General features: G+C 63.2%; 22 protein-coding genes. 10 read left to right on the forward strand and 12 right to left on the reverse strand.

Annotation, left to right across the window (positions count from 1 at the left end):
- Nucleotides 1-68: 68 nt before the first annotated feature.
- From GH665_RS23770 to GH665_RS23780, 3 genes are all read left to right on the forward strand, one after another.
- On the forward strand, nt 69-293 hold the full coding sequence (locus GH665_RS23770; RefSeq protein WP_153139476.1) for a hypothetical protein: 225 nt from the start codon (nt 69-71) through the stop codon (nt 291-293).
- 152 nt (nt 294-445) lie between these two features.
- Entirely contained in the window at nt 446-1,318 is an 873-nt protein-coding gene (gene bla / locus GH665_RS23775) for a class A beta-lactamase (RefSeq protein WP_153139477.1), read from the forward strand.
- Entirely contained in the window at nt 1,318-2,436 is a 1,119-nt protein-coding gene (locus GH665_RS23780) for an acyltransferase family protein (protein ID WP_153142265.1), read from the forward strand. Before bla ends, GH665_RS23780 begins: the two co-directional genes overlap by 1 nt.
- A gap of 71 nt (nt 2,437-2,507) precedes the next feature.
- On the opposite strand, the gene GH665_RS23785 is transcribed toward GH665_RS23780, so the two are convergent.
- Genes GH665_RS23785 through GH665_RS23800 form a run of 4 tightly spaced genes read right to left on the reverse strand, consistent with a single transcriptional unit; the run spans nt 2,508 to nt 7,242 of the window.
- A complete protein-coding gene (locus GH665_RS23785) occupies nt 2,508-3,203 on the reverse strand; it encodes a DUF2894 domain-containing protein (protein ID WP_246216342.1) in 696 nt (231 codons plus the stop codon).
- A complete protein-coding gene (locus tag GH665_RS23790; RefSeq protein ID WP_153139479.1) occupies nt 3,196-3,843 on the reverse strand; it encodes an OmpA family protein in 648 nt (215 codons plus the stop codon). The genes GH665_RS23785 and GH665_RS23790 overlap by 8 nt, the downstream gene beginning before the upstream one ends.
- Complete coding sequence (locus tag GH665_RS23795) at nt 3,840-6,455, reverse strand: DUF802 domain-containing protein (protein ID WP_153139481.1); 2,616 nt, start codon at nt 6,453-6,455, stop codon at nt 3,840-3,842. Before GH665_RS23795 ends, GH665_RS23790 begins: the two co-directional genes overlap by 4 nt.
- 10 nt (nt 6,456-6,465) lie before the next feature.
- Entirely contained in the window at nt 6,466-7,242 is a 777-nt protein-coding gene (locus GH665_RS23800) for a DUF3348 domain-containing protein (RefSeq protein ID WP_153139483.1), read from the reverse strand.
- A gap of 349 nt (nt 7,243-7,591) precedes the next feature.
- Here GH665_RS23800 and GH665_RS23805 point away from each other — a divergent pair, with 349 nt between their 5' ends.
- A complete protein-coding gene (locus tag GH665_RS23805; RefSeq protein WP_153139485.1) occupies nt 7,592-9,283 on the forward strand; it encodes a purple acid phosphatase family protein in 1,692 nt (563 codons plus the stop codon).
- 8 nt (nt 9,284-9,291) lie between these two features.
- Here GH665_RS23805 and GH665_RS23810 read toward each other — a convergent pair whose 3' ends face one another.
- Complete coding sequence (locus tag GH665_RS23810; RefSeq protein WP_153139487.1) at nt 9,292-9,897, reverse strand: ParB-like protein; 606 nt, start codon at nt 9,895-9,897, stop codon at nt 9,292-9,294.
- A gap of 143 nt (nt 9,898-10,040) precedes the next feature.
- Between GH665_RS23810 and GH665_RS23815 the strand changes: the two genes are divergently transcribed.
- Nucleotides 10,041-10,352: a hypothetical protein gene (locus GH665_RS23815; RefSeq protein WP_028195325.1), complete on the forward strand. Its 312-nt coding sequence runs from the start codon at nt 10,041-10,043 to the stop codon at nt 10,350-10,352.
- Here GH665_RS23815 and GH665_RS23820 read toward each other — a convergent pair.
- Nucleotides 10,349-10,822, reverse strand: coding sequence for a GlcG/HbpS family heme-binding protein (locus tag GH665_RS23820; RefSeq protein ID WP_246216343.1), 474 nt, complete (start codon nt 10,820-10,822; stop codon nt 10,349-10,351). The genes GH665_RS23815 and GH665_RS23820 overlap by 4 nt on opposite strands.
- Before the next feature lie 120 nt (nt 10,823-10,942).
- Between GH665_RS23820 and GH665_RS23825 the strand changes: the two genes are divergently transcribed.
- Nucleotides 10,943-11,836, forward strand: coding sequence for a LysR family transcriptional regulator (locus GH665_RS23825; RefSeq protein WP_167530998.1), 894 nt, complete (start codon nt 10,943-10,945; stop codon nt 11,834-11,836).
- 710 nt (nt 11,837-12,546) lie between these two features.
- The gene (locus GH665_RS23830; RefSeq protein WP_217361903.1) at nt 12,547-13,176 is read left to right on the forward strand and encodes a hypothetical protein; all 630 of its coding nucleotides are present in this window, start codon (nt 12,547-12,549) and stop codon (nt 13,174-13,176) included.
- A 25-nt stretch (nt 13,177-13,201) separates the two neighbouring features.
- Here the strand turns inward: GH665_RS23830 and GH665_RS23835 are convergent, their stop codons facing one another.
- Nucleotides 13,202-13,714 (reverse strand): DUF3455 domain-containing protein, encoded by a 513-nt coding sequence (locus GH665_RS23835; RefSeq protein WP_153139493.1) that lies wholly within the window; start codon nt 13,712-13,714, stop codon nt 13,202-13,204.
- Nucleotides 13,715-13,972: 258 nt separating this feature from the next.
- Between GH665_RS23835 and GH665_RS23840 the strand changes: the two genes are divergently transcribed.
- On the forward strand, nt 13,973-15,124 hold the full coding sequence (locus GH665_RS23840; RefSeq protein ID WP_153139495.1) for a peptidyl-alpha-hydroxyglycine alpha-amidating lyase family protein: 1,152 nt from the start codon (nt 13,973-13,975) through the stop codon (nt 15,122-15,124).
- A gap of 223 nt (nt 15,125-15,347) precedes the next feature.
- Nucleotides 15,348-16,670, forward strand: coding sequence for an MFS transporter (locus GH665_RS23845; RefSeq protein ID WP_153139498.1), 1,323 nt, complete (start codon nt 15,348-15,350; stop codon nt 16,668-16,670).
- Nucleotide 16,671: 1 nt separating this feature from the next.
- Here the strand turns inward: GH665_RS23845 and GH665_RS23850 are convergent, their stop codons facing one another.
- The 3 genes from GH665_RS23850 to GH665_RS23860 form a co-directional block, all read right to left on the reverse strand.
- The gene (locus tag GH665_RS23850) at nt 16,672-17,964 is read right to left on the reverse strand and encodes a TAXI family TRAP transporter solute-binding subunit (RefSeq protein WP_246216344.1); all 1,293 of its coding nucleotides are present in this window, start codon (nt 17,962-17,964) and stop codon (nt 16,672-16,674) included.
- Between the two features lie 152 nt (nt 17,965-18,116).
- Nucleotides 18,117-18,839, reverse strand: a complete 723-nt coding sequence (locus GH665_RS23855; RefSeq protein ID WP_153139502.1) for a response regulator — start codon at nt 18,837-18,839, stop codon at nt 18,117-18,119.
- A gap of 334 nt (nt 18,840-19,173) precedes the next feature.
- Nucleotides 19,174-20,502, reverse strand: coding sequence for a DUF1254 domain-containing protein (locus GH665_RS23860; RefSeq protein WP_153139504.1), 1,329 nt, complete (start codon nt 20,500-20,502; stop codon nt 19,174-19,176).
- 207 nt (nt 20,503-20,709) lie between these two features.
- Between GH665_RS23860 and GH665_RS23865 the strand changes: the two genes are divergently transcribed.
- Nucleotides 20,710-22,011: a DUF1254 domain-containing protein gene (locus GH665_RS23865; protein WP_167530999.1), complete on the forward strand. Its 1,302-nt coding sequence runs from the start codon at nt 20,710-20,712 to the stop codon at nt 22,009-22,011.
- Between the two features lie 59 nt (nt 22,012-22,070).
- On the opposite strand, the gene GH665_RS23870 is transcribed toward GH665_RS23865, so the two are convergent.
- Nucleotides 22,071-23,405, reverse strand: coding sequence for an MFS transporter (locus tag GH665_RS23870; protein WP_153139508.1), 1,335 nt, complete (start codon nt 23,403-23,405; stop codon nt 22,071-22,073).
- Nucleotides 23,393-25,516, reverse strand: a complete 2,124-nt coding sequence (locus tag GH665_RS23875; RefSeq protein WP_153139510.1) for an acetate--CoA ligase family protein — start codon at nt 25,514-25,516, stop codon at nt 23,393-23,395. The genes GH665_RS23870 and GH665_RS23875 overlap by 13 nt, the downstream gene beginning before the upstream one ends.
- Nucleotides 25,517-25,531: the final 15 nt, after the last annotated feature.

Genomic DNA, 25,531 nt, shown 5'->3' on the forward strand with positions numbered 1-25,531 from the left:
TTACATTTGGCGACAACGCGTCGAGTTCGTGAGAGGATGGCATTTCACTTTTTCTCGCGGAGGGCGAAATGGGACTCTTGGACGAAGTAGGCAAGATCGCTGGCGCAGTAGCAGCCGTTGAAGCAGCAGAAAAAGTCGATCCGGATGCAGGTCTGCTAACGAAAGGTGTTGCAGCGGTAGCAGGCTTTGAAGGTGCCGGTGCATTGGAGGGGTTGGTCGAGAAGAAAGACGGCGAGAAGCAGGACGACGCCGCCAATGCTCAAGCCACCGACGATACGAATCCTCAGACGTGATTGAATGCGGTAAGCGGGCCAGTCCTTCGCGGGACTGGCCCGTTTTTTTTGGGCGAATCGGATATTGCGCATTGCACCGCCAAAGCCACAAACAAGGTTGAGCCGTTGCATTCCGAAGAAGAAGTCAAAATTCGAATAAAAGGAACGATTCTGTGAGCATTTCCGCAACCCGCAGGAGCTTGACGCTCGGATTGCCTCTACTACTCGGTCTCGGCGCGACGGCCGCACGCGCCGCCAATGAGGTTTCGCTAGCCGATGTCGAACGCCGCCATGGCGGACGCCTCGGTGTGTTCGCGATCGATACCGGTTCAGGCCGAACCCTGGCTCATCGCGCCGACGAACGCTTTCTGATGTGCAGCACCTTCAAGGGACTGCTCGCCGCGCAGGTGCTGGCCCGCGTGGATGCCGGCAAGGACGATCCTGGCCGCCTTGTGCGGTACACCGAAAAGGACCTTGTCTTTACGTCTCCTGTGACGAAGGCGCATGTCGCTGAAGGTGCGATGCCGGTCGGCGCGTTGTGCCAGGCTATCGTCGAAGTTAGCGACAACACGGCGGCCGTGCTGTTGATGAGAAGCGCCGGTGGTCCCGCCGGTCTGACCCAATTCGTTCGCGGTCTCGGCGATACCGTGACGCGTTCCGATCGGTACGAGCCCGAGTCGAACCGATACAGCGGCGTGCTCGATACCACGACGCCACGATCGATCACGAACTCGGCGAGCAAGATTCTTTTGGGCAATGTGCTGAGCCCTCAATCGCGTACGCAACTTGAAAAGTGGATGACTGCCTGCAAGCCGGGTCTGAACCGGCTCCGCGCGGCGTTGCCACCGGACTGGGTAGCGGCTGACCGACCTGGAACCAGCGTGGAAGAACAAACCAACGACTATGCAATCGTGCGTCCACCAGGACGCGCTCCACTTCTGATCGCAGCCTATTACGATGCTCCCGCGCTTGGCATGCCCGCTCGCGAGGCTGTCCTGCGAGAAGTCGGCGCCGTATTTGTGAGGTGGACGGCGGCTCGGACATGATGAGCATTGGCCGGCGCAACGCCCGGATCGACGTGATCCGCGGCGTCTCGATTCTGCTTGTCCTGTTCCATCACTTCAACATTGCGTACCGTCTGAACGACACGTTTCTGGCGCAAGTATTCGGCTGGGATGCGGTGCGGGCGGTTGCTCGAAACGGTAACTATGGAGTGACGATGTTCTTCGTCATCTCGGGTTATCTGATTACGTCGAATGCCGGGCGTCGTTGGTCCGGGCTTGACGGCATCAACGCGCGGGCATTCTATCGATTGCGTATTGCGCGCATTGTCCCGTGCCTCGTGCTGCTGCTCGGCACGGTCAATCTGCTCGCGCTGGCGGGCGTCGCCATCTTTCAGAATCACGCGCCGGGCGGCACAGCGGTTTCTTTCTGGCTCGTCAATCTGGCGTCGCTGACTTTCTGGATGAATGTGCTCATCGGCATGCATGGGTGGGTCAACTACCCGTTGGGTGTGCTGTGGTCGCTGTCGGTGGAAGAGGTGTTTTATCTGTTCTTCCCGATCCTCTGTCTCGTCTTGCGGCGTGAAGCGCGCCTGCTGATCTTCTGGGCTGCGATCATTGTTATCGGTCCGGTTTCTCGCTTTACCCATCAGGGGGATGAAGGCGGTTTTCTGTACGCTTATTTCGCTTCGTTCGACGGCATCGCTATTGGCTGCTGCACGGCTTTGCTCGCGAAACGGATAACGTTGCACGGTCGCGCGGCAACCCTCCTGCAAGGCGTTGTGGCGGCGGCCATGGTGGTCCTGTATCTGGGTGGGCCGATTGCGGAAACCAATGTCCTCGGTGTGACGGGAATGGCCTTGGGAACGGCTGTGTTGTTGTTGGGCGCGTCTGGCCGGGCGGCCACACCTGCCGTTGGTGTCGGCCGGGTTCTGCTGGGTTTCGAGTGGTTCGGGCGGCTCAGCTACGAGCTTTATCTTTTCCACCTCATCGTGCTTGGCGCAATGCGAACACTGTGGCCGCCGCGCGTTGTGACTGGCGACGTAAAACTGCTGCTATTGGCGGGATTTTTTGTGCTGTCGGCAGCATTGAGTGCGGGTATTGCCCGGCTTTATTCCGAGCCGCTGAACCGCAGGATCAGGGCCTGGCGCACGGCTGAGTAGATGCTGCTGACGCCGCCGGTTCTCCGTCAGCTGGTACGGAGTCGCTGGGCGAAACGGCATCTGATCCCGCGCTAACGGGATTTGCTCCGCGCACTCTTCTTCGCGGTCGTGGCGCGCGGCGCGTCTTTCACCGGCAACGCGCTGCCGCCGTTCATCTGCTCCATCCACGATAGGGCGTCTACGTACGACAGAAACTGCTGGAGATAGCCCGGCGACAGTTCGCGCATCAACGAGAGCGACCGATGCACGAGGCTGCTCGAATTGAGCGGCCCGGCGTTATCCGGCGCTTTCTTGAGCGACTGCCGCAACTGTTTCTCGGACCGGACCTTGGCCCACGTCTGCCTGAAGTAATCGAGCACCTCCAGTTCCGGATAAGCGGAACGCCGGGGCATGGCGTTAGCCGCCGCCGGGCCGTTGCCGTCCGCCGGCGTAGGGTTCGACATGTAGCCGACCAGGCCGGCCAGCGTGTCGAGCGCGGGTTCAGTGAAGGATGCCGCACTGCCCGGGTCGACAGCAGTCTCGGCCGCGTTAGATGCCGTGCGTTCGAGATCCCCGGCATAGGCCGCGATCAATCCGGACAGCCGCTCGTCCAGCAGACGCCGCGCCTCGCCGCAGTGGGCGGCGGCCCGTCGCTCCAGCGCCTCGATGAAATGAAAGCGGATCGGGTTCAGCCGATCGGCGCCGCACTCACGCCATGCATCGAGCGTGGCCCGGGCGCTGCCAGTCACATCGCTAGCGCTACCGTCCGCACGAGTCACATTACTCACGAGGCTTCACCGTTGCGCTCGAAGGCCGCGGGACCGGTGCGATTTCCACGCGCCGGTTTTTGGCGCGGCCCTGGTCGTCGGCATTCGAGCTGACGGGCTGCTGGGAGCCGAACGCGGCTGCAAATACGGCCGAGGAGGGCACGCCCTCGTCGATCAGCGCACGGGTCACCGTCAACGCGCGCTGGGCCGACAGTTCCCAGTTGTCGGCAAAGCGCCGGTTAGCCTCGCGCACCTGCCGGTCATCGGTAAAGCCGCTCACCATCAGGATCTGGTCATTGGCCCGCAGGTAGGCGGACAACGGCCCCGCCAGACTCTTCAGCACGTCGCGGCCTTCGGGCTGCAACTGATCGGAGTTGAGCGCGAACAGCACGTTGCCGTTGATGCCGATGCGGCCGTTGACCAGCGTTACCCGGCCCGCAGCCAGCGGTCCTGCCAGTGCCTGTTCCAGGGTCTTGCGGCGCTGCGTTTCCATTTGCCGCTGCTTGACTTCCTGCTCCAGCCGGGTCGAGAGTTCCAGTTGCACGCCGATCACGCTCACCAGGATCAGCACGAAGGCGCCCAGCAGCACCGACATCAGGTCGCCGAAGACGGGCCAGATGGGCGCCGCCGTTTCCATGCCGCCGTCGATTTCCTCGCTCATGCCGTTTCAGCTCCAACCGGCGCGCGTTTGCCCGCGAGATGCCGCAGGTCTTCGACGATCTGCTTCTGCGACATCATGCTCAGGTCGATCACTTCTCTCGCCTGCGCCACGTAATAGGCCAACTGCTCGTCACTGCGCGCGAGGGACTTGTCGAGCGCCGCTTCGATACGTTGCAGATGCGCGACCAGCGTGCTGTTCGATTCGCCGAACAACTGCACGGCCGCGCCGAATGCTTCGCCGAGGCTCGCTACTTCGACGGCGCTGCCGGTCACCTGCGCGGCAATCGCGCCCAGCTTGCCGGTTTCGAGTTCGACCTTGTCGGTGAAACGGGTGCCGACGCGATCCAGCAGATCTGCCGACGTCGCGATCAGCGCGTCGACGGCCGAACGCTGTTCGGTGGATGCGTGGTTCACGGCATCGAGCAGGGTTTCCAGCGTTGCCAGCATGCGGCTGCGCTCTTCCAGCATCGCGGTGTCGCGCACCATGCTGTCGGAGAGCTTCTGACGCAATTCGGCGACGACTTCCGCCGCGGCCTTGGGCGCTTCCGATGCGGCCTGCACGAGTTGGCCGATCTCGGCGATCGTGCTGCTGGCGTGCGCCTGGGTCTGGGCCGAGATGTCGCGCGCGGTTTGTTCCAGCGTGTCGCAGATTTCCTGTTGCCGGCTCGCGGTGCGCGCGCCGACCTGCTCCCATTCCTGGCTCAATGTCGTGGCCATGGAACCGAGCGTCTCGGTCCAGGCTGCCAGTCGCTGTTGATCTCGCGCGGCGAGTTCCGCCTGCAAATCCGCTGCGGCCTTGGGAGCTTGCGCCGCGGCTTGTACGAGCCGGTCGATCTCGGCGATGGTGCTGCTTGCGTGTGCCTGAGTCTGGGCCGAGATGTCGCGTGCGGTCTGTGCGAGCACGTCGCAGATTTCCTGCTGCCGGCTCGCGGTGCGCGTACCGGCCTGCTCCCATTCCTGGCTCAACGTCGCGGCCATGGAACCGAGCGTTTCTGTCCATGCCACAAGTCGCTGTTGATCGCGCGCGGCGAGTTCCGCCTGCAAATCCGCCGCAGCCTTTGGAGCTTGCGCCGCGGCTTGTACGAGCCGGTCGATCTCGGCGATGGTGCCGCTTGCGTGTGCCTGAGTCTGGGCCGAGATGTCGCGTGCGGTCTGTGCGAGCACGTCGCAGATTTCCTGCTGCCGGCTCGCGGTGCGCGTACCGGCCTGCTCCCATTCCTCGCTCAAAGACTTCGCCATCGACCCAAGCGTCTCGGTCCAGTTCGCCAGACGCTGCTGGTCTCGCGAGGCCAATTCCGTCTGCAAATCCGTATGCGATTGCCCCACCGTGCGCAAGAGCGATGCCGAATGCTGCTCGAAGGTCGCTGCGGCCGCCGCCAGCGCTTGCTGATTGCGGTCCGCCAGCTTCTCGCTGACCTGGTCCTGCCGCGACAGCGCTTCGTTCCATGCCGCCGTCACGCTGCCGGCCGTTGCGTCGAGCCGTGCGGAGATGCCATCCAGCAGGCCGGCCGAGCGTTGCTCGAAGGTCTCGGTGAATCGATTGAGAGACGCGCCCAGATGCTCGGTGAGCGCCTCGCCCGATTGCTGCTGCTTCTCCAGGGCTTTGTTCCAGATGTCCGTGACGTTGCTCGCGGTGGTCTCGAACCCGGCCGAGAGTCCGTCCAGTTGCCGTTGCACCGCGTGCGTAACGGTGTCGTGCAGCGCGGCGCTTTCGCGCGCGAGACCGGCCATCGTGGCCGTCATGACCGGCTGCAACGCCGCGCTGGCGGCGCGGGTGCTTTCGGCGACGCTTTCCTTCAACGACTGCTCCACAGAAGCGGCAAGGCGTGTATAGGCTGCCTCGGCCTTGTCGTGGAAAGTGGTCTGGCTGGCGATCTGCCGCTCGTTCAATGTGTGGCTTTGCTGCTCGATGGCGGCCATCATCGCCTGCAGACGGTCGACGAGGGTCGGCATCACCTCGGCCTGCTGCTGCAACAGCTTGAAGCTTGCTTCGCGCTGATGGCTCTGCGAGTAGATGCGCAAAGTCGTTGCGATTTTCACGTCGAGCATTTGCGCCGCCTGAATCCGCTCGCGCCGGCTCAGCGCCGAAAGCAGCCCCAGCATCGCGGAGGTGGCCACGCCCGCAATCGAGGTGCCGAACGCGAAGCCCAGGCCCTTGACCGGCGCGGCGAGCGAATCGCGGATCGCTTGCAGGTCCGTCGCGCTTTCCAGCGCGATGCCGGTGCCTCGCAGGGTCGCGACCATGCCGAGGAGCGTGCCGAGCATGCCCAGCAACACGAGCAGGCCGACCAGGTACGGCGTCAGCGCCGGGCCCGGCATGGCCACGCGCTCACCCTCGACGCGCAGGCGCACTGCATTGCGCAGGCTGGGATGCAGCGGTTCGAGCCAGCTGCCGAGGCTTGGCGGCGGCGTGGACAGGCCCGCGACCGCATGCGTCAGCGTGGCCGTGGCCTGGCCGTAGCGCTGCAGTTCGAGCGCGCCCGCCAGATAGCAAACGCCGATCAACATCGTGACAGCCAGGGCGAGGGCGTTCGAGCCGACGTAGCCGCCACCGATCCAGCACACCGCGGCCAGACCTACCAGAAAAACAACGAGATTGAGATATCTGGACATAGTGTCCCAGTTAGCGGGTGCGAAGGGCTGCGAGCAACCCTTCGACCGGTTGTAAACGAACATCCAGTTCGGCCAGCAACACGCTCTGCATATCCTTGCGGAACGTGTCCAGCCAGGTGCCGGGCGTGACGGCGGGTGCGGCCGCAGTGGTCACTGGGGCCGCTGCGTCGTCCGCCGGGGCTTCGGCGTCGGCCAGCATGTGTTGCTCCGCTTCGCGCAAACGCTGGAAGTGCCCGGCGAGTAAGCCCGGCACGGCGGCCAGCAGGCTCCGCTCGCGCTCACTGAGCGCGCGCTCCATCACGGCATCCACCACCGCAAGCCGGGCCATGGCGGGCGTTTTGGCGGCCAGCATGGCCCGCAGGCGGCCGCGCAGGTTGCCGACCCCCGTTTCCATCGTCTGCTGCATGGAGAGGTAGCGTTGCCGGAACACCGCGTAGTCGACCGGCGCATCGTCGGAGCCACTTTGTACCGGCGCGTGCGCCCCGGAACCGCGACGCCGCGCGGCGGCAAACACACTATCGCCGACGATGGCGTTCGCCAACGACGTGCGCGCGCGGGCGCACTCGCTCTCCTCAGCGTCGCCGAAGGCGCGCGCGCCGGCGCCGACGGCCGGCGGGTTGTTGTTTAACGCCGAGGACAACGCGATCGCATCGGTCCAGCCGAGCCACTGGCTCAGCCGGTCCGACAGCGACTGGCTGGATTCGGGAACGTCGACGTCCGTCAGGCTGGCAAGTAAACGTATGAGCGCCGGGCCGCTGAAAGCTGTGCGCTGGGGGACTTGCACCATACCACCAGAGTCAAAAAAGTCAGCAGTTTACACGCCGGAGGGGTGGGGGATGCAGACCCTTAATGAATCGGGCTGCCGGGCGTGGTATTTCGGCGTGTCCGGCAGGCCGCTCGCGATGCCTGAAGATGAGGCGCCGTGCCGGTTTTCTGCGCGCTTGGAAGGCTTTTGCCACCTTGTTCTGGATGGCCGTTTCATCTGGCTGTCATAGCTTCGCGACTAGGATGCGCTGTCACTTCAGTCGTGCCCTGGTACGGCCCGGCACGCGCGGCCAACATCGCACCGTGCGCCAACTGGCCGCCGTCCGCTTCCGCATGGGCGACCTTCCACCCCCCCTACAACAACACCCGACATGACAAACAAGAAAATCGTCAAGGACTTGCCGACCGATCAGGGCGCCAGCATCGTCTCGCGCCGTGGGTTTCTGAAGTTGGCGGGCGCATCCAGTTTCGCGACGGCCGCGGGCACGCTCGCGTTGACGGCGCGCGGCGCCAACGGCGCGCCCGACGGCACGCCGGAGCAGATTCACCTGACCTGGGGCAACGACCCGACGAGCGAGGTGACCGTGTCATGGTCGTCGCCGGCGCCGGCGGTCAACCCGCGGGTGCGTCTGAACGGCGCGGGCGAGACGGCGCAGACGGTGCACGGTGTCCAGAGCACCTATACCGATGGCATCAACGGCGAGGTCGTGTTCACCTATCACGCGCGTCTGCGCGGCCTGAAGCCCGATACGGGCTACCAGTACGAGGTGAGCGCCGATAACGACAGCAACGCGGCTCAACCCTTTACGGCAAGCTTTCACACCGCGCCGCGCGGCCGTGCGCCGTTCCGCTGGACCAGCTACGGCGACCTCGCGACGCCCAATACCGGCTGGGTCCTGTCGTCGCCGCAGAGCCGTTTCGCGGTTCAGGCCGTCGAGCGATTCGAGCCGCTGTTCCACCTGCTCAACGGCGATCTTTGCTACGCCAATCTGAACCCGACGCATCAGCCGGACGTATGGCGCGATTTCGGCAACAACTGCCAGACTTCGGCGTCGAACCGGCCGTGGATGCCCTGTCCGGGCAATCACGAACTCGAATTCAACAACGGCGAGCAAGGCCTCGCCTCGTATCTGTCGCGCTATACGCTGCCGGAGAATCACACGCGCTTTCAGGGGCGCTGGTACAGCTTCCGCGTGAGCTCGGTGCTCTTCATTTCGCTCGATGCGGACGACGTGGTCTATCAGGATGCGGCCGCGTTCGTTGCCGGCCCGAGCCCGCTGGTGCCGGTGGCGAGCACCGGCAATCCGCCGATTCAGCCGGGCACCTCGCTCTATGTGCGTGGCTATAGCGAAGGCGAGCAAACCCGCTGGCTCGAGAGGACATTGCGCCGGGCGGCGGAAGACCACGAAGTCGACTGGATCGTCGTGCAGATGCATCAGGACGCGCTGAGTTCATCGAAGACCGGCAACGGTTCCGACAAGGGCATTCGCGAGGCGTGGTTGCCACTGTTCGACCGCTACGGCGTCGATCTGGTGCTGTGCGGACATGACCACGATTACGAACGCAGCTATCCCGTGCGCGGTTGCAATCACAACAAGGGCACCGATATCGCCACGGGGCGCGTGGTCGATACCTTGCAGCCGCGGCCAGTGATGTCGGCGGTGTCGTCGGGGGCGTCGACGTTCGATACGAGTCACGGCACGATTCACCTGATTCTCGGCGGCGGCGGCACGAGTGCACCGCTCGACGTCTACGGGGTGGATGCCGGTACCGGTTTGCCGCAGGCGCGAATTTTCACGCGGCCTAATCGTCCGGTTGCGGGCACGGCCGCGGGAACGTTTGTGCGTGCCGGCGCGGACGCCGTTGAAGATGCCATCTGGTCGGCGCAACGCGACACCGGCACGGGCTACGGCATCGCGGTGTTCGATCACGACCCGGGACAACCGGGTGGCGAGACGACGATTACGATGAACTACTACCACGCGCCGGGTGCCGACCAGACACCCACGCAAAACTATGAGTTGTTCGAAACGATCGAGTTGAAGAAGAAACGGCGCGGGTAAGCCCGGCGCTATTTCACGCGACGCGATCTGAAACCCGGCAGCGTTCGGGCGTCGGGGCTCCACGCCAGGTGGACAGACTGCTCGACCGCTGCGTTGAACTGCGACTCGCTCGTCCACATCGGAATGCGTGTGCGATAAAAATCCGCCCACTGGAACTCGGCGAAGGGTTCGGGCGTTTTCAGATAGCCGCCGGCGTCGCGCACGAACGCGGCGAGGCTGCGGTACGGGTCGTCGATAAGGGCGGAGATCTCGTCGGGAATCGCGGAAATGGCTCGCAGAATGCCGCGTTCATCGACGGGATGCACCCAGCGTTTTGCAATCACGGTGTCCCAGAACTTCTCGTCCGGCAGTTGCGACAGGTCCGCTACCACCTCGGCGAACGCCTTCGTGATGCCACCGTCCCATAGCGCCCGCGCGAGGTGGTGATGGTCGATGACATAGTGCCTGTTGCGCTTGCCAATGACGGTTGGGATCGGTGCGCTCTTCAGGAAGGCTTTCAAAGACTTTGCATCCATGGCCAGAAGGCGCTTTCGCTTTGCATCGACTTCCAGCATGCCGACCGTTGCCTGCAGCGGGCGCAGTTGTTCAATGTCGATGCTCGTTATGCTTGCCATAGGATGACCCTCCGTGTCCGGAGCATTCTACTGCTGCATCCAGGTCAGGTCACGGTGGACTCTCGCTGGCAGACACGGTAGGCTGTGAGTGCTGGTGACTCTGTTTGGCTATGCTGGTCTTAACGACAACGTGGAGCCTGCACATGGACGTAAGCACGGAAACGCTGGTGGAACTGCTGCGGGAAGTGGAAGCCGACGACCCGATCGACTTCGCAGACCTCCCATTCGGTGAGCAGGAACTCAGGCGGCTTGTCATGAGTTCACTGGTCGAGCGTCATCACCTGGTCGAAGCAGGCAACATGTCGATCTCCGACATTCATGCGCTGTATCTGCTGAGCACCGCGAAGCTGGTTCTCGAGAATCTGGTGCTGCATGCGAGGCTGCTTCTGCTCCAGGGTCAGCAGGTCGACGTACGGTCTCTGCTGGCGCCGTTCACCCTCAAAGGCAAACCTTAACGGCCGCGCGGCGATTCCGATTCTGGTTCCGTTGCCGGCAGCGCATCGGCGCCGGCCTGGGCGACCTGTGCGTCCTGGTCGGAGCGCATGCCCGACACACCTATCGCGCCGACTACGGCGCCATCGCGAATCAGCGGGATTCCTCCATCCAGCGGCACGAGGTTGGTCATGCCGAGCAGACGCAGATGGAGCCCGCCCTGCGTGAGGGCGTCTTCGAAAACGCGCGTCGGGCGCCGGAATCGCACGGCCGTTTCGGCTTTCTGTCTTGCCACCTCGTAACTGCCGAGTTGCGCGCCATCGAGCCGCTGCTGAAGCACCAGGTGTCCGCCGCTATCCACCACCGCAATCACCATGGGCCAATCGTGACGCAGAGCTTCCTCTTCGGCTGCGCGCGCAACCTGGCGTGCATCGGCGAGGGTGAACCGGTCGCTGTATTTCATCGGCATGCCATTCTCGTTTCGTTGAATCATTCATCGCCTCCTTGGGAATCAGCCGGGTATCGACATGGCTAGAATGTAAGGCGGTGAGCGGCTCCCGGCTAGCGGTGCGAGCCGTCAGAGATTCTTCCGGAAAACGAGAGAATGACGGGCATGAACAAAGACGAATATGAAGTGCTGCTGGCTATCCTCGACGAAGGAAGCCTGACGGCTGCGGCGCGCTCGCTGGGGCGAACGCTGCAGTCGGTGAGCCGTGCTATCGCGGCGCTCGAGCGCGAGTTGAACACGACCTTGTTTCACCGTACGACGCGCCGTGTCGAGCCCACTGCGGCGTGCCTGAAATTCGCCGCGCGAATTCGGCCTGCACTGGGAGAAATCAGCGCAGCGCGCGACGAACTCGTCGACCAGGCCACACAGTTGCGCGGCAGTATTCGTGTCGGCGCGCCAACGGCATTCGGCGCTGAGTTTGTCTCGCCGATTCTTGCGACGTTTCTGGCGATTCACGAGTCTGTCCGCGCCGAACTCGTGCTCGCCGAGCAGCATCTCGACCTCGCGAAAACCGGTATCGATCTCGCGGTTCGCCTCGGACGTCTGCCGGATTCGAACTTACGCGCGAAACAGGTGGGCACGTTGCGACGGGTGGTGTTCGGCACGCCGGGCTATTTCGCCGCGCGCGGCTACCCGGTCCATCCGTCCGATCTTGCCTCACACGACTGCATCCTGCGCCAGCATGCCGAGCGTGAGACATGGGCGTTCGATCGGGCCGGTGGCGCTGTCGAGGTCACGGGGCGGTTCCGCTCCGCCAGCGCGCTTGCGTGCAATGCCGCGGCTGCGGCAGGCGCGGGTGTCGGCCGGGCGCCGATCTTTCAGGTGCAGAAACTGCTCGACGCGGCGCAGGTGGTGACGGTGCTGGACGCGTTCGAACCCGAGCCGGTTCCGGTGCACCTGGTGTGGAGCGCTGGCCGCCCGGTTCCGCGCCGCATCCGCACGCTGATCGACTTCATGGCGGCGCGCCTTGTTTCCGGAACGGGAGGAGAGGCGATCTGACGGACCGGCGAGGGAGCGCGGTCTTCCTGTCTGCTGTTTGCGAACGACCGGGTCAGCGGTGTTTGCGCGTTATTTTTCGAGCCAGCTTGGACTACTCTGTCCGAAGGGACGCGATTGAACCCGCGCCGCGCCCCTCTTTGCAGAAATGCTAAGAGAAGCGTCGCTCAATTTAAGGCGCAACCGAAGAAGATGATCGGTAATTGGTTGGGTCTCGCCGGTCAAACTACTCGCAGTCATCCCGGATTGCTGACGCAGAAAGCAGGGTCAAACACATTTCCGTCAATGTAACGAGCCTCTAGCTCGTTGCCGACAAAAATCTGACCGATCCGGACGAGAAAATTACCTTTCTCCGACCGGATGTTCCACTACATCGCGCTGTGGTCCCTGCTGGCATCGGGCACGCAGAATGCTCGCGCATTGCGGACTAGTTCGCGTGGTCTTGTTGCGCTCAGCACGGATTGTTTTTTCGCATTAGCATACGTAGCATGTCCCGTGCCGTTTGGTGGCGTGAGCCGCCGGACCCCTCCCGCTGGACACGTCAACGTGTGCGGGCCGCGCAAATCATCCCCACATCAACCCGTCGCGGGCCCAAGCCGCGAACCAGCCGTCCGATGCGTTCTTTGAGCGGGCGGCCGTCATCAATCCTGTCGCACCGATTGAACGAATCGTTGGTTAATATGAGGAATGTAAGCAAATCATTGATAGTCGGCGTGCTGCTCATCGAAGTGGCGTTCGGCGCTTTCCTGCTGTTGCAGGAAAGAGATCACGCAGCGGCCGATACCGAGGTCCCCAGGGACAATTCAGCGGAATTGGCCGCGACTTCTTTCCAGGCTACGCCCCAACTGGATGACGCTCATGCTACAGCGGGAACTGTGGTTGGCGCAGCACCACTGCCCAGCCCCCCAGCGACCGATCCCAATCAGGTTGTGAGCGGAACCGTGGTGACGCAATCCGGCTCGCCGGCGAAAGAGGTCGTGCAGGCACCACCGAAAGCGGATACGCGACCACGTGAACCGGTCGCGCAGCATGCCTATGTAGCGCCGCGCCCGGTCCCGGTGACGCGAACCGAAACCCGGCGTGACAGCCTGAATCGTGACGGCTCGAATCCAATTGCTTCCGCAATGACGGATGCGCTGGTCAAACAGTCCGCGCAACTCGATCCGGCATTGCCGCCGCCACGGCCGCAATCTCAACCTCAACCTCAACCCCAGTTCAGCCGCAACGATCCATATCGTCCTGGTTCGAATCCGGTTGCGGCTGCGATGACCGAGCAGTTGGTGAGACAGTCCGCGAAACTCGATCCGGCGCTGCCGCCGCCGAACCAGCCCAACATGAAGTAAGCGTGCGGCGCGCAGCGTGGTCGGCCTAGCGGTAGAACACGTAGTTCGCGAGATAGGGCGAGCTTCCGGATTCATGCTCCGTCGAGCACGGCGCCGTGGGCGCTAACCCGCCGACGGTATGCGCGCGTTGCACATATCGTACTGCTGACAATGTGCCGCTACCGGCAGTGCTATGTGTTTCGAGCAATAGCTGGGGAATGCTCGCCGGTGTTTCGCTGGGCTTCTGCGCGAGCACGCGGCCTACGACCCGGCTGCCATCTTCCGCCTCCCAGGACGGCCCCGCGCCATGCCGGACCGCCGCGTGACCGCTTGCATCGTAGAGCGTGGCTTGTGGGCTCCGGAACACCCATCCCAGATGACCCTGCGCGTCGAGTTCGCACGAATAGTTCTGCACGCCCGATGCAGTGAGCGTCATCACGCGCTCGGCCTGAGGCGGATCGAGAGATGCACTCGGCGGACTGGCGGGCGGCATCGCACAAGCGCCTAGCATGGCGATCGCGACGGTTGCGAAGCTGGCTTGCGAAAGATTCCTGAGCATGGATATCACCTCGAGTGAAGCGTGGCGCATAGCGGTTGCGCCGTTGAGTACGGCCGTCGATCCGGACAGACGGGATAGTACGCGTGATCTGTGTGGTCTGCGTGGTCTTATAGGCAGCGGGAATTTGCGTGTGCGTCTTCCCGGTGTATCCTCGCCGTGCAAGACTTTGTGCGCCTGTTATCCGGACATGCCGCATACCTTGGCGCGAAAACCGACCACGCCGCTGTCCCGCAAGGCGAGCGAAAGGAAGACAAGCCAATGAACGATCAACAGTCGTACTCCTGTCTTTGCTGCAGTGACTCTCCGGGCGCGGTGTTGAGCCGTCGCCGCTTCCTCGCTCTGGCCGCCGAAAGTGCTGCGGCGCTCGCTTTGTTCCCCAGTCTCGCCTACGCGGAATCTGTCCCGGGCATCGCTTACGAGTCGGTTCCCAATCTGCTGCGTCTCCCAAACGATGTTTATCTCGGCGAGTGTTCGGGCGTCAGCTTCAACTCGAAGGGACATATTTTTGTGCTCTCGCGCGGCAACTCGATTGGGCCGGCCTACGGCGCGGCTGCGGCCCAGCTTCTCGAGTTCGCACCGGACGGCCGCTTCGTCCGCGAAATCGGCCACAACCTGTACGCGTGGTCGTTTGCGCACACGGTCAAAGTCGACCGGCACGACAATATCTGGGTGACCGACAAGGGTTCCGACATGGTGATCAAGTTCACGCCGGAGGGACGCGTAGCCATGGTGTTCGGCCGTAAGCAGGAGGCGGCGGACGAGGCAACCGGTCCGCTCAAGCATCCGAATCCGCCGCTGCCGGCAGAGCCGGGACGCTTCAGGCAGGTTACCGATGTCGCGTGGGACAGCGCCGACAACACCTACATTAGCGACGGATACATCAACTCCCGCGTGGCGAAGGTCGACAAGGACGGCAACTGGCTCAAATCGTGGGGCGATCGTGGCACGGGTCCGGGTCAGTTTCATACGCCACACAGCATCGCGGTCGATGCGAAGGGTCTCGTCTATGTTGCCGATCGCAGCAACCGCCGCATTCAGGTGTTCGACGGCGAAGGCAATTTCCAGCGGCAGTTCACAATCGACGTGCCGGTGCCGCCTGGCGCTCAACCGGCAATCGGCAACGTGCCGGACGAAGCCGCCATAGCCGAGGGCACGTTTGCGCCTGGCTCGCCGTGGGCGATCTGCATTTCGCCGGGCCCGAATCAGGTGCTCTACAGTTCCGATGCGTTTCCGGGACGCATCTACAAACTGACGCTCGAAGGGAAACTGCTTGGCGTGCTGGGTCAATCCGGCAAGCAACTGAAGCAGTTTGGCTGGATTCATCAAATGGCTTGTCCGTCCGAGAACGTGCTGTTTGTGGCCGAGCTTCTGAACTGGCGAGTCCAGAAGCTGCTGTTGCGACCGTCTTGATGGAGAGGCCGATAACGTAAACGCTATCGGCCCATCCGGTTTCCTCATTGGAGCCGACGGGTTCCGGTCCGTACACTGGTCGCTCGGTGGCCGCTTAATTGCCACGTAAGGATCACATAAGGGCCACACAGTGCATGCACGTGAGCATCGTGCTGCGTAGCGCTCAAAGATGCCACTGGCGACAATGAATGGCCGCATAAGGCCATCTGGACGGAGACACGATTTGAACAAACCCATCATTCCGGTACCGGCCGCCGCGGCGCCGTCCACTCACCTCAATTTCCGCTGGCACGTGCTGATCTGGCTGCTGATCGGCGGGATCATCAACTACATGGATCGTGCCAGTCTTTCGATCGCCGCACCCGGCATGATTCAGGAACTGGGGCTGACACGCACGCAGATTGGTCTGCTCGGCAGCGTGTTCGCGTGGACCTATGCGGTCATGCAGTTACCCGCGGGCTGGGTGATCGACCGTTTCGGCGCAAAGCGTGCGTATGCGCTCGGCATGATCTGGTGGAGTGTCGCGACCTGGCTGACGGGCGTGGTGGGTTCGATCTCCGGTTTGCTGGTGATGCGTGCGTTGCTCGCGGTGGGGGAGGCGCCGTGCTGGCCGACCTCCGCGAAAATCACAGCGGCGTGGTTTCCTGCCAAGGAGCGCGGCTTCGCGACGGGCGTATGGGATTCATCGTCGAAGTGGGGACCGGCGCTCGCGCCCGCCATGCTGGTTGCATTGATGGTCGCGTTCGGCTGGCGCTCGCTATTCCATGTGACCGGCGCCGTCGGGATCGCGTTCGCGCTGCTGTTCCTGCTGCTGTATCGCAATCCGGTCGACAGCAAGCGCCTGTCGAAAGACGAACTGGCCTACATCGAAGCCGGCGGCGGTGGTCACGAACGGTCGCTGGCGAACTCCTCGCTCAAATGGCGTTCGCTGTTCGGCCGCCGCAGCGTGTGGGGCATGATCCTCGGCTACTTTTGCACGATCTGGCTGTGGAACATTTTCCTCGTGTTTTTGCCGCTCTATCTGCTCGACCGCTTCCACATCTCGTTCGCGCAGCTTGGCGTGGTCGCGGGTATTCCGTGGGCGGGGGGCGCCGTGGGTGAAATCGCGGTGGGCTATCTGGCGAAGAAGATCGTCGATCGCCATCTCGCCTCGGCGATCGATGCGAAGCGGCTATTGATTGCCTGCTGTTCAGTGGGCGCGGCGGCGTGCGCGATCGCGTTGCCGTTCACCCACGTATTCAGCGTGACCATCGCACTGTTCACCGTCGGCCTCGCCTTCATTGCCGCCGTGGTCGGCTCGGCGTGGGCGCTCGCGGCGGATATCGCGCCGTCGTCGATGATCGCGTCGGTGAGCGCGATCCAGAATTTTGGCGGCTACTTTGGTGGGGCATTCTCGCCGGTCGTCGCGGGCTTCATCGTCGATCGCACGGGTTCTTATGCGCTCGCGTTCATCTCCGGCGGCATCATTGCCGGATGTGCCGCGCTGTTCTACTGGTTCATGGCTCGCCAGCCGATTGTCGACGACGCTGCCGCGCCGGCGGCCTAAGCTATGCTTGCCGCGCGACCCGGGCAATCCGGTCCCGGACTACGCCAATCGCCTGTTTGAGTGCATAGACGTCGTGGATATAACGCTGTGGCATCTTGATCTGGTTGGCGTTCGCATCGATATGCTCGATCTCATCCTGCCATTGCGCAAGCTGGTCCGCGGTGGGATGGCGGTTTTTCCATATTTCATCTTCAAGCGCCTTGATCTCGCGATACCAGACCACCAGGCGTTTCTTGATGCGGGCTTCCGCCATGCGCGGCAACGCCTGCAACAACCCGAGCAATAACGCCATGAAGGGAAGCAGGATCAGCAACCGTCGTTCGATAAAACTGGCTAGCCAGAACGGCAGGTAGCGCTGGAGAAAAGGGCGCCCCGTTTTGAAGTAACGCTCGCTCTCTTCAGAAACAGGGAATTCTTCGGTGTTCAGATTGGGAAACACGCCAAGCCGCGTGAAGTAATCTTCGCCGCCGTGGACGGTTTTGGCCGCGTCCAGCAACAGGTAGACCAGCGCGGGGTGCAGCGTGTCTTTTGCGACGAGCAACGCGGTGGCGGCGAGCAGTGTGACGTCGGTCTGCGGCAGATCGTTGACCACACTGGTCGACGCGCGCGGAAAGATCACCTTGGATAGCGACGGGAATTTCTGCACCAGCGCATCGGCCTGCGCAAAACTCATCAGCTTGAGATCGCTGTTCAGCAACGTTGTCTGCATGGGCGCATCGGGTCTGCCGATAAAGAAGGCCGCATCCAGCTGGCCGTTTTCGAGCGCTTGATAGGATTGGGCCGCGTCCATTTCGAGCAGCGTTGTATTGTCCCGTGTGACGCCGCTGTATCCGAGCAATACCTGCGAAACGTTCAGCAGGCCGCTGCCGGGAACGCCGATCGAAATCCGCTTGCCACGCAGTTGCGCCAGCCGGTTGACGGTGGGCTCGCCACGGTAGAACACCCAGATCGGTTCATAGGAGACCGCGGCGATTGTCTGCAGGTGATCGGTGTCCTTGGGGCGGGTGGTGCCGGACTGGATAAAACCTACTTCGTATTCGCTGTTCGGGTCCGTCAGGCGCTGATAGTTTTCGCTCGAACCCGACGAGCTGCGGATATCGAGTTTGATGCCGTCGCGTTTCAGGAGGGGCGCATAGCGGTCTGCAAAGCCGCGATAGATGCCGTTGTCCGCACCGGTGGTGATGACGATCGTATGGCGGAAGGCGGGTTCGAGGATCACCGAGAGTCCCCAGCCTAACGCCGCTATCAGCAGTATCGCGCCGGCGATGAGAAGCCGCCGGCGGCCCGGTGTCATGGGGACTTTTTCGTTGCGATGAAGCGCTGGGTTGTGCCTGGGCATTGTCGCCTCTCTGGTTCGGCGCTGCTCGCCAGCAAGGATAATGCAGTGCCTTGAAGGCCTTGTCCACATCCAGGCTCAGCGTTGCGATCGTCGCGGCAAGCGAAGCATCAGTGCCTCGTGGACTGCTGCGCGCCATCCGGCACGAACACATAACCGTGACTGCGCACGGTCTGGATGAAGCGCGGAGAGGAGGGGTTGCTCTCGAGGATTCTGCGCAGCCGCCACACCTGGACGTCGATACCGCGGTCGGTATGATCGTCTTCCGGGCCATGCAGCAGCTCGAGCAGGCGCTCCCGGGTCAGCGTGCGCATAGGGTTGCTGACGAAGACCTTTAGTAGCGCGAATTCTCCGGCCGACAGCGTGAGCCGGTTGTTTTCCATGATCAGCGTGCGCAGTTGAAGATCCAGCGTGAATGGGCCGAATCCGATCACGGCGTGTTCCTCACGCGCGGTGCCCGGCGCGGCTTGGGTTTGTCGGCGCAATACGGCTCGCATGCGCGCAAGCAGTTCGCGCGGATTGAATGGCTTGCCGATACAGTCGTCCGCGCCCATTTCGAGTCCCACGATCCGGTCCATGTCGTCGGGCCCCGAGGCCAGAATCACCGGGACCGTGTTGCCCGCGGCGCGGAGTTTGGTTAGTGCGGCTAGACCGTTTACGCCTTGCATGATCTGGTCGAGGACAATCAGATCCGGCGGGTTCCGTTCGATCTGATCGCCAAGCGATCGCACCTCGTGCAAAACGGAGACCGCCATTCCTTCTCGTCCGAGAAAGGCGGCCAGCGAACCAAGGAGTTCGACATCGTCGTCAACGACCAGTATTTGAGTTGTCATAGTAAGGGAATCGAACGCATGGGCCGGAAAACAGGGGGCAATAACGTTGGCCGAGCCCTCACGACGGCTGGTTGGCTGTGCCAGCTTTCAGTGTTGTCAGGATGTGGGTGATTCGCGAACGTTGTGCTCCAGTCTCTTTAACGGAGCAAGCCGCGGGAATCCGTCGCCGCATATTGGATTTTTTTATTTTGGCGGCGCGGCCGCGCTGGAATGGGCGGCCGGCGTGAAGGTCAGCAGGCGCCTGGACTTTCCGGCGCCTTAGCTAGTCAACGGGCTGGTCAACGGGCCGGTCAACAGGCTGTTCAACGGGTTGGGCAAATGAGCTGACGGTTTTTCAGGGTCGGTCGGCCGGAACGCGGCGGATCGGCGGATAGTGAAACTTCCTGTCGAGATGAAGCGCGCCCGGTATGTAGATGCGCAGCATGATGTAGAACAGCCCGTCCGGCGCGGGGAGCCAGTTGGCTAGCGCGGCAGGGTCAAGCGGCGGTGTTGCCGACAAGGTCAGCGACAGGCCGCCTTGATCGTAGCGAAGCTGCGGTGAGCGATCGCCGATCGAGTATCGCTCGATCGCGTTATCCACCAGCATGCGCGATGCCTTGTCATACATCGTGATCGACCAGAATGCCTGCGAGTGGGGCAGGCCGTCAGGCGGAAACGACAGTTCGTACGCGTGGCGTCCGTCAAGCGGTTGTCCTTCGCTGTCCCGGTCGGCGGTGACGTACATCGCTTCCTCTATGCCGAGTGCGCCGATGTAGTTGCGGCTGACGTGTGCGCGCTTCAGATAGTCGTTGCCGAACGAAGCGCGGACTTCCACCGGCAGGAACCATCCGCCGCCGAGCGCCGACGGCTGGGGCACGCCCAGTTCGCCGATCACCTGCTCGAGCGCGCTGCCGAGCGCGGCGAGTGTGGGCGCCGGGAGCGTCGATACGTCGATGTTTGCGCCGATGCCGACCGCGGCATAACGGGTGACGAGTGCGGATTCGGCGGCAGGCGGAGGATTGCGGGCGAGCGCGGCGTTGACCGCCGCTGCATAAAAACGCGGATCGCCAGCCGCCGCCCCGCGCGCCATGCCGACATCGAAACGCCGTTGTGCGGGTTGACCGCTGAGCGTCTTCACGGCGAAGCGATCCTGCAGGGCATGTGCGGCGGCCAGGTCGTCCATGCCGTCGACCAGGATGCGGCCGATCATCCAGACCTCTCGCGTTGGGCAGGCGATCGCTGCGAGATCGTCGTCGGCGAGCGGCGGCACATCGCCGTAATAGAGAAGAAAGCGCCGCGCGCCGTTGCCCGTTGTGCGCGTGCCAATGGATTCGAACGGGTTGGTGTAGAAGTCCAGCAGACCGAGTACGTAGTAGCGGTCCGCCGTGTCGGGTACTTCCAGCACCAGCGGTTCGTCGCCGAGGTCCAGCCACGTGCTGAGGTAAAGCGTGTCGTTATTGGGCGTCACGACTTCGCGGTTTCGCGGGCCCAGCAACTGACGGCCGCGCACCAGCTGATTGACCCAGCCGAATGTCGAAGCCGGACTGTCGCCGGCGAACTCGCCGTTGTCGTCGCGGCGGGGGCAGGTCGCCGCGCGCGTTCGCGCCATTTCGAATAGTGGCAGGGTATAGATCACCGCGTCGCGGGCGAGTGCGGTGAGGTTTTCGCTTGCAAAGCCAGACATGGATACCGCTCCGGTTATGGACGGGAAGGAGTGGGATCGAGCCTACCGCGCCGGCCGGATAACGGTACCAGGGTTTCGCTATGTTAAACACTCGCGCGCCGGCCGCTGCCTATACTTTGCGCTCCTCAGGCTTGCAAGGGGATCCCGCCATCCCGCCTCCCCGTACGTGCTGCTCGCATGCAAGCCGATCCTCACGGAGTTTCTCGAATGACCATAGGCAATGCACAGCAGGAATGGGCGTACGTCGCAGGGGTTCAGGCATTCATATACGGTTATCCGCTCGTCGAAATCGTGCGTACGTGCGCGCTCATGACCGCCGTCGACGAACCGCAGAACAACGGGCGTGCGCCGATCAACCAGTTCTCGCATTGCCCGCGGCCGTGGACCCACGAAGACCGTGATGTCGTCACACCGGCCAATGACCTGCTTTACTCGATGGCCTGGCTGAATCTCGCTGACGGTCCCGTCATGTTTTCGACGCCGGCACCGACCGGGCGTTACTTCGTGATGGAGTTCATCGACGCGTATAGCGACAATTTCCATAACCTCGGTCCGCGTGTGATGGGGCCGTCAGCGGCAAGCTTTGCCATCGTCGGCCCCGACTGGTCCGGCTCGCTGCCGCCCGGTTCGATCGAAATCCGCTGTCCGACGAACCTCGTCTGGGTGCTCGGCCGTGTATTGATCGATGGTGTTGAAGACATGGAGGCAGCGCGTGCTTTCCAGGCCGGTTTCACGCTGCGCGCGACGGCGCCGGCCCGCTTGCCGCGCGCGGTCGCGGCCTACCAGCCTTGGAGCGGGTCAGGCGAGGCGTTCTTCGCGAACCTGGCAAGAGCGATGGCCGACAACCCGCCGCCTGCGGTGGATATGGGTCTCGTCGCCCAGTTTTCCCGTCTCGGTATTGCAACGGAGCGGGCGTTCGACGCCAGGGTGCCCAACGACACACAGGTGGCGGTTTTGCGAAGGGCGGTGGCAGCGGGTATCGAGATCGTCGATGGCCATACCCGTAGCCGTCGCGCGCGGCCATGGTCGATCAACTATGCGGGTGGCCGATTGGGCACGGACTATCTGGCGCGCTCCTGTACTGCGATGAAAGGGCTCGGCGCGCTCGCGAGCGAGGAGGCGCTCTATGCGCTGGGCGACTTCGACAGCAAGGGCGAGCAATTCGACGGCACGCATGACTACGTGTTGCGCTTTCCTGCTGGAGGCTTGCCGCCGGTGGATGCCTTCTGGTCAGTATCGATTTACGGCAGCGACTTCTGTTTCGCGGATAACCCGATCCGGCGCTATGCGATCGGCGATCGCACGCGCGACCTGCACTACGGCCCGGACGGTTCGCTCGACATTCTGATCCAGCACACGCAACCGCGGCAGGGGGTCTCGAACTGGTTGCCGGCTCCCTCGGGCCGGTTCTATCTCATCTTGCGCCTATACCATCCGCGCGAGGCCATCCTGTCGAAGGCCTACACGATTCCGCCGGTTGAGCGTATCGACGAGGATGCGCAGCAGTAAGCCGAAATGCAGCCTGTCCGCCGGTGGACAGGCTGCGCTCCCGATTGAACGTTATTCCGTCAAGCCGCCTCCTCGCTGGCGGACGATCTCGTGGCCACGTCGTTGCGAATGCTGCCGGCGCGAGCGTGGAAGTGCTGCAAAGCGCGCACCGAGCGTTCGGGATCCAGTAGCCAGATGCCGAGCACGCCGCACGGCACCAGAATGCAGCCCAGCATGGTGAAACCATGCCTGAAGCCTTCCGCGATACCCTGTGTGTCGCTCACGAAGTGCCCCATCAACGCCGGCGCGATGAGACCCGCCAGCGTACCGAGCGAAGCATTGATGCCGAGCCAGGCGGCGCGCTGTCTGATGGGCGTGACTTCGCCGATCATTAATGGACCGAAGAAAAAGATCAACTGGCTCAGCACATTCGTCGCGCTCAGACACAACACCTTGAGCGCGGGACTGAGCGCAAGCGTCGTGCCGAACAGGGCGAGGCCCGCGAGCGCGACCGGCACGCTCGTCATGACACCGCGCGATAGGCGCGAACTCACGCCCCTGCCGCCAAGCCACTGGGAAAGGAACGACGCGGCGAGCGTGACGGGAATGCCTGCGCTGACAATCAGCGAGAACAGCCAGCCGGCGTCGGCCGCCGGATAACCGAGCGCGAGCCGCAGGTAGGCCGGAAACCAGGTGAATCCAACCGACAGCACCGAATAGCCGACAAAGGTCAGCAGGATGCAGCCCGCCAGCGTCGGATCGGCAATCAGCCGCCGGTAGGGAATGTGCTGGCCCGGCGGCTGTGCGGTCTGCGCAGCCGCCGCATCCGCCGTTTCGTCGACCGTACCTTCGGCGCCCAGCAACAGCCACAGCACGGTCCACACACATCCGGCAATGCCGAGTACGAGAAACGCCCGATGCCAGTCGTAGTGAATGATCAGATAGGTCAGGCACGGGCCGGCCAGCAGCATGCCGGTGTTGGCGCCTTGCAGGACGATCGCGCTCGGTATGCTGCGCTTGCTGTTATCGAACCATTTGTAGGTCGCGTGAATCGCAAGCGGGTAGGCCGGTCCTTCGCCCGCGCCGAGCAGAATCCGGCAGAGGATCAACAAGGGAAACGAAACCGTGCCGACGAGCGGAAACTGCACCAGCGCCCACGCGAGCGCGAGCACCGCCAGCAGCCACTTTGCCTTGATGCGGTTGGCCGCGAAACCGAACAGCACACCGGCCGTTGAAAACAGCAGAAAGAAACTACTGCCGACAAGGCCCAGTTGCTGCGGCGTCAGTCCAAGGTCATGCATCATCGGCACCGCCGCGAGACCGATGACGGCTTTGTCGGCGAAATTGATCAGCATGAACAGGAACATCAGGGCGACGACGATCCATGCGCGCCATCGGGGGCTTATGGGGAACATGTTTTCTCCGTTGAGCGGATTGTTGCGAGCGCATCGACGGCGCACGAAAACTGGCCTTTGGGCCGCGCGATGAACGGATTGATGTCGATCGACTCGATGCTGCCGGCGTTGGCCGCGGCGAAACGCGAGAGCGCGGCCAGCGTGTCGGCGAGTGTGTCGACGTCGACCGGCGGTTGACCGCGCACGCCACCCAGCACGGGCCACGCGCGAATCTCGCGAATCATCCGATGCGCTTCCGCGACGTCGAAGGGCGCCTGCCTGAACGTGACATCCCTGAGCACTTCGACGAGAACCCCGCCCAGTCCGAACATGACGACCGGACCGAATACCGGATCGCGTGTCACGCCTAGAATGCATTCCACGCCGTGCTGGATCATCGGCGCGACCAGCACGCCTTCGATATGCGCATTGGGCGCGGCGCGCGCGGCGTTCTCCGTGATACGCGCAAAGGCGGCCCGAACCGCCTGCGAATCGGCCAGCCGCAGTGCGACGCCGCCCACATCCGATTTGTGTGCGATGTCGGCTGACAGCACCTTGAGCACGACCGGAAATCCGAGCCGGGTGGCTGCGTCGGAGGCCTCGTCGGCGCTTCTTGCCACGCGGCTCGAAACCACCGGAATGCCGGCGTCGGCCAGGAGGCGCAGCGCGTCGGCTTCGTCGAAACGCGCAGGCTCGATGGCGACGGGTTCCGGCAACGCAATCGGCGTCCGCTGCCGCTCGAAATGCCGGCTAAATGCGTGTAGCGCGGCAATCGCCCGCACGGCGGCAGCGGGTTCCTCAAACGTCAGGCAGCGGTGCGACTCGAGAAAATTGCGGTTCTGCTCGTCGAAGAGCGAGACGACGGCGATAGTCAGGTCCGGGTGAGCGGCGCGCACGCGCGCCCACAATTCGGTGACCAGCGGTCTGTGTTGCGGCGAAATGCCGGTGACCGCCTGGAACGACACGATCGCGCCGTATTGGCCGTGCTCCAGCATCGTGTCGACGGTGTCGCCCAGCAACGCGGGCTCGTTGAGTATCTGGCCGGTGATATCGACCGGATTGACGGCGGACGCGAACGGCACGCGCTGGAGAATCGCCTGCTGTCCTGCTTGCGCCAGCGGGGGCACGGAGAGCCCTAGCCGGTCGGCTTCGTCCACCATCAATACGCCGGCGCCGCCGGAAAGCGACACGATGCCAAGCGCCTCGGACGCAGGCAGCGGTGCGACCGAACAGGCATAGCCGATATCGAACAGTTCGTGAATGTCTTGCGCACGGTACACGCCGTACTGGCGCAGCACGGCGTCGTAGATTTCATCGCAGCCGGCAAGCGAGGCGGTGTGCGACGCCGCGGCTGCGGCGCCTTGCGTGGTGCGGCCAACCTTGCACATCACCACGGGTTTGCGCTGCGCGCGAGCCAGTTCGAGCGCGGCGCACAGTTTCTCGCCGTCGCGCGCGCCTTCGAGGTAGCAAAGGATCACCGAGGTGGCAGGGTCGAGCGCTTGCCACGCGAGCGCGTCGGCGAGTTCGATATCCGCTTCATTGCCCGTGGAGACGAAATGACTGATACCCAGACCGCGACGCTGCGCGAGCATCAACGCAAAGATCCCGAACGCGCCGCTCTGGCTGATCAGCCCGATGTTGCCGCGCAGCGGCGCGGCGATTTTCAGCGCGGGGGTGAACGTCGCGTACACGCCTTGATGGTTGTTGACGAAGCCGAGGCAATTCGGTCCCAGCAAGCTGATCGCGCTGTCCTTCACGAGCGCGCGGAGTTCGTTCTGCGCGCGCACGCCGGCTGCACCGGTTTCCGCGAAGCCTGAGGAAAACATCACGATCGAGCGGACCCCGGCGGCCGCCGCATCTTCCACTGCGGACATAACGCCTGCTGCGGGCACCGCGCAGATGGCCATGTCGATTGGCGCACCGACGTCGCGCAGGGTCGGGTAAGACTGCAGACCCTGGATGCGATCCTGTTTCGGGTTGACCGGATAGATTGCGCCGGGATACCGCTGGGTCAGCAGATACTCCACCGGCAGGCCACCTATTTTGGCCGGATTCGAAGAGGCGCCGACAACGGCAATCGATTGGGGATTGAACAGCGGGCCGAGCGCCTGCTGACAGGATGACAAAGGCATTGAGACCACTCCGCG

Origin of the sequence: Paraburkholderia agricolaris (genome assembly GCF_009455635.1) — a bacterium.
GTDB lineage: Bacteria > Pseudomonadota > Gammaproteobacteria > Burkholderiales > Burkholderiaceae > Paraburkholderia > Paraburkholderia agricolaris.

Excerpts from the sequence above, each read along its gene's own strand:
- GH665_RS23800 (WP_153139483.1), bottom strand. The coding sequence starts at position 7,242 with ATGGTGCAAGTCCCCCAGCGCACAGCTTTCAGCGGCCCGGCGCTCATA.
- GH665_RS23855 (WP_153139502.1), bottom strand. The coding sequence starts at position 18,839 with ATGACAACTCAAATACTGGTCGTTGACGACGATGTCGAACTCCTTGGT.
- GH665_RS23810 (WP_153139487.1), bottom strand. The coding sequence starts at position 9,897 with ATGGCAAGCATAACGAGCATCGACATTGAACAACTGCGCCCGCTGCAG.
- GH665_RS23865 (WP_167530999.1), top strand. The coding sequence starts at position 20,710 with ATGACCATAGGCAATGCACAGCAGGAATGGGCGTACGTCGCAGGGGTT.
- GH665_RS23820 (WP_246216343.1), bottom strand. The coding sequence starts at position 10,822 with ATGATTCAACGAAACGAGAATGGCATGCCGATGAAATACAGCGACCGG.
- GH665_RS23835 (WP_153139493.1), bottom strand. The coding sequence starts at position 13,714 with ATGCTCAGGAATCTTTCGCAAGCCAGCTTCGCAACCGTCGCGATCGCC.
- GH665_RS23875 (WP_153139510.1), bottom strand. The coding sequence starts at position 25,516 with ATGCCTTTGTCATCCTGTCAGCAGGCGCTCGGCCCGCTGTTCAATCCC.
- GH665_RS23860 (WP_153139504.1), bottom strand. The coding sequence starts at position 20,502 with ATGTCTGGCTTTGCAAGCGAAAACCTCACCGCACTCGCCCGCGACGCG.
- GH665_RS23805 (WP_153139485.1), top strand. The coding sequence starts at position 7,592 with ATGACAAACAAGAAAATCGTCAAGGACTTGCCGACCGATCAGGGCGCC.
- GH665_RS23825 (WP_167530998.1), top strand. The coding sequence starts at position 10,943 with ATGAACAAAGACGAATATGAAGTGCTGCTGGCTATCCTCGACGAAGGA.
- GH665_RS23840 (WP_153139495.1), top strand. The coding sequence starts at position 13,973 with ATGAACGATCAACAGTCGTACTCCTGTCTTTGCTGCAGTGACTCTCCG.
- GH665_RS23780 (WP_153142265.1), top strand. The coding sequence starts at position 1,318 with ATGAGCATTGGCCGGCGCAACGCCCGGATCGACGTGATCCGCGGCGTC.
- GH665_RS23815 (WP_028195325.1), top strand. The coding sequence starts at position 10,041 with ATGGACGTAAGCACGGAAACGCTGGTGGAACTGCTGCGGGAAGTGGAA.
- GH665_RS23770 (WP_153139476.1), top strand. The coding sequence starts at position 69 with ATGGGACTCTTGGACGAAGTAGGCAAGATCGCTGGCGCAGTAGCAGCC.
- GH665_RS23850 (WP_246216344.1), bottom strand. The coding sequence starts at position 17,964 with ATGACACCGGGCCGCCGGCGGCTTCTCATCGCCGGCGCGATACTGCTG.
- GH665_RS23795 (WP_153139481.1), bottom strand. The coding sequence starts at position 6,455 with ATGTCCAGATATCTCAATCTCGTTGTTTTTCTGGTAGGTCTGGCCGCG.
- GH665_RS23870 (WP_153139508.1), bottom strand. The coding sequence starts at position 23,405 with ATGTTCCCCATAAGCCCCCGATGGCGCGCATGGATCGTCGTCGCCCTG.
- GH665_RS23790 (WP_153139479.1), bottom strand. The coding sequence starts at position 3,843 with ATGAGCGAGGAAATCGACGGCGGCATGGAAACGGCGGCGCCCATCTGG.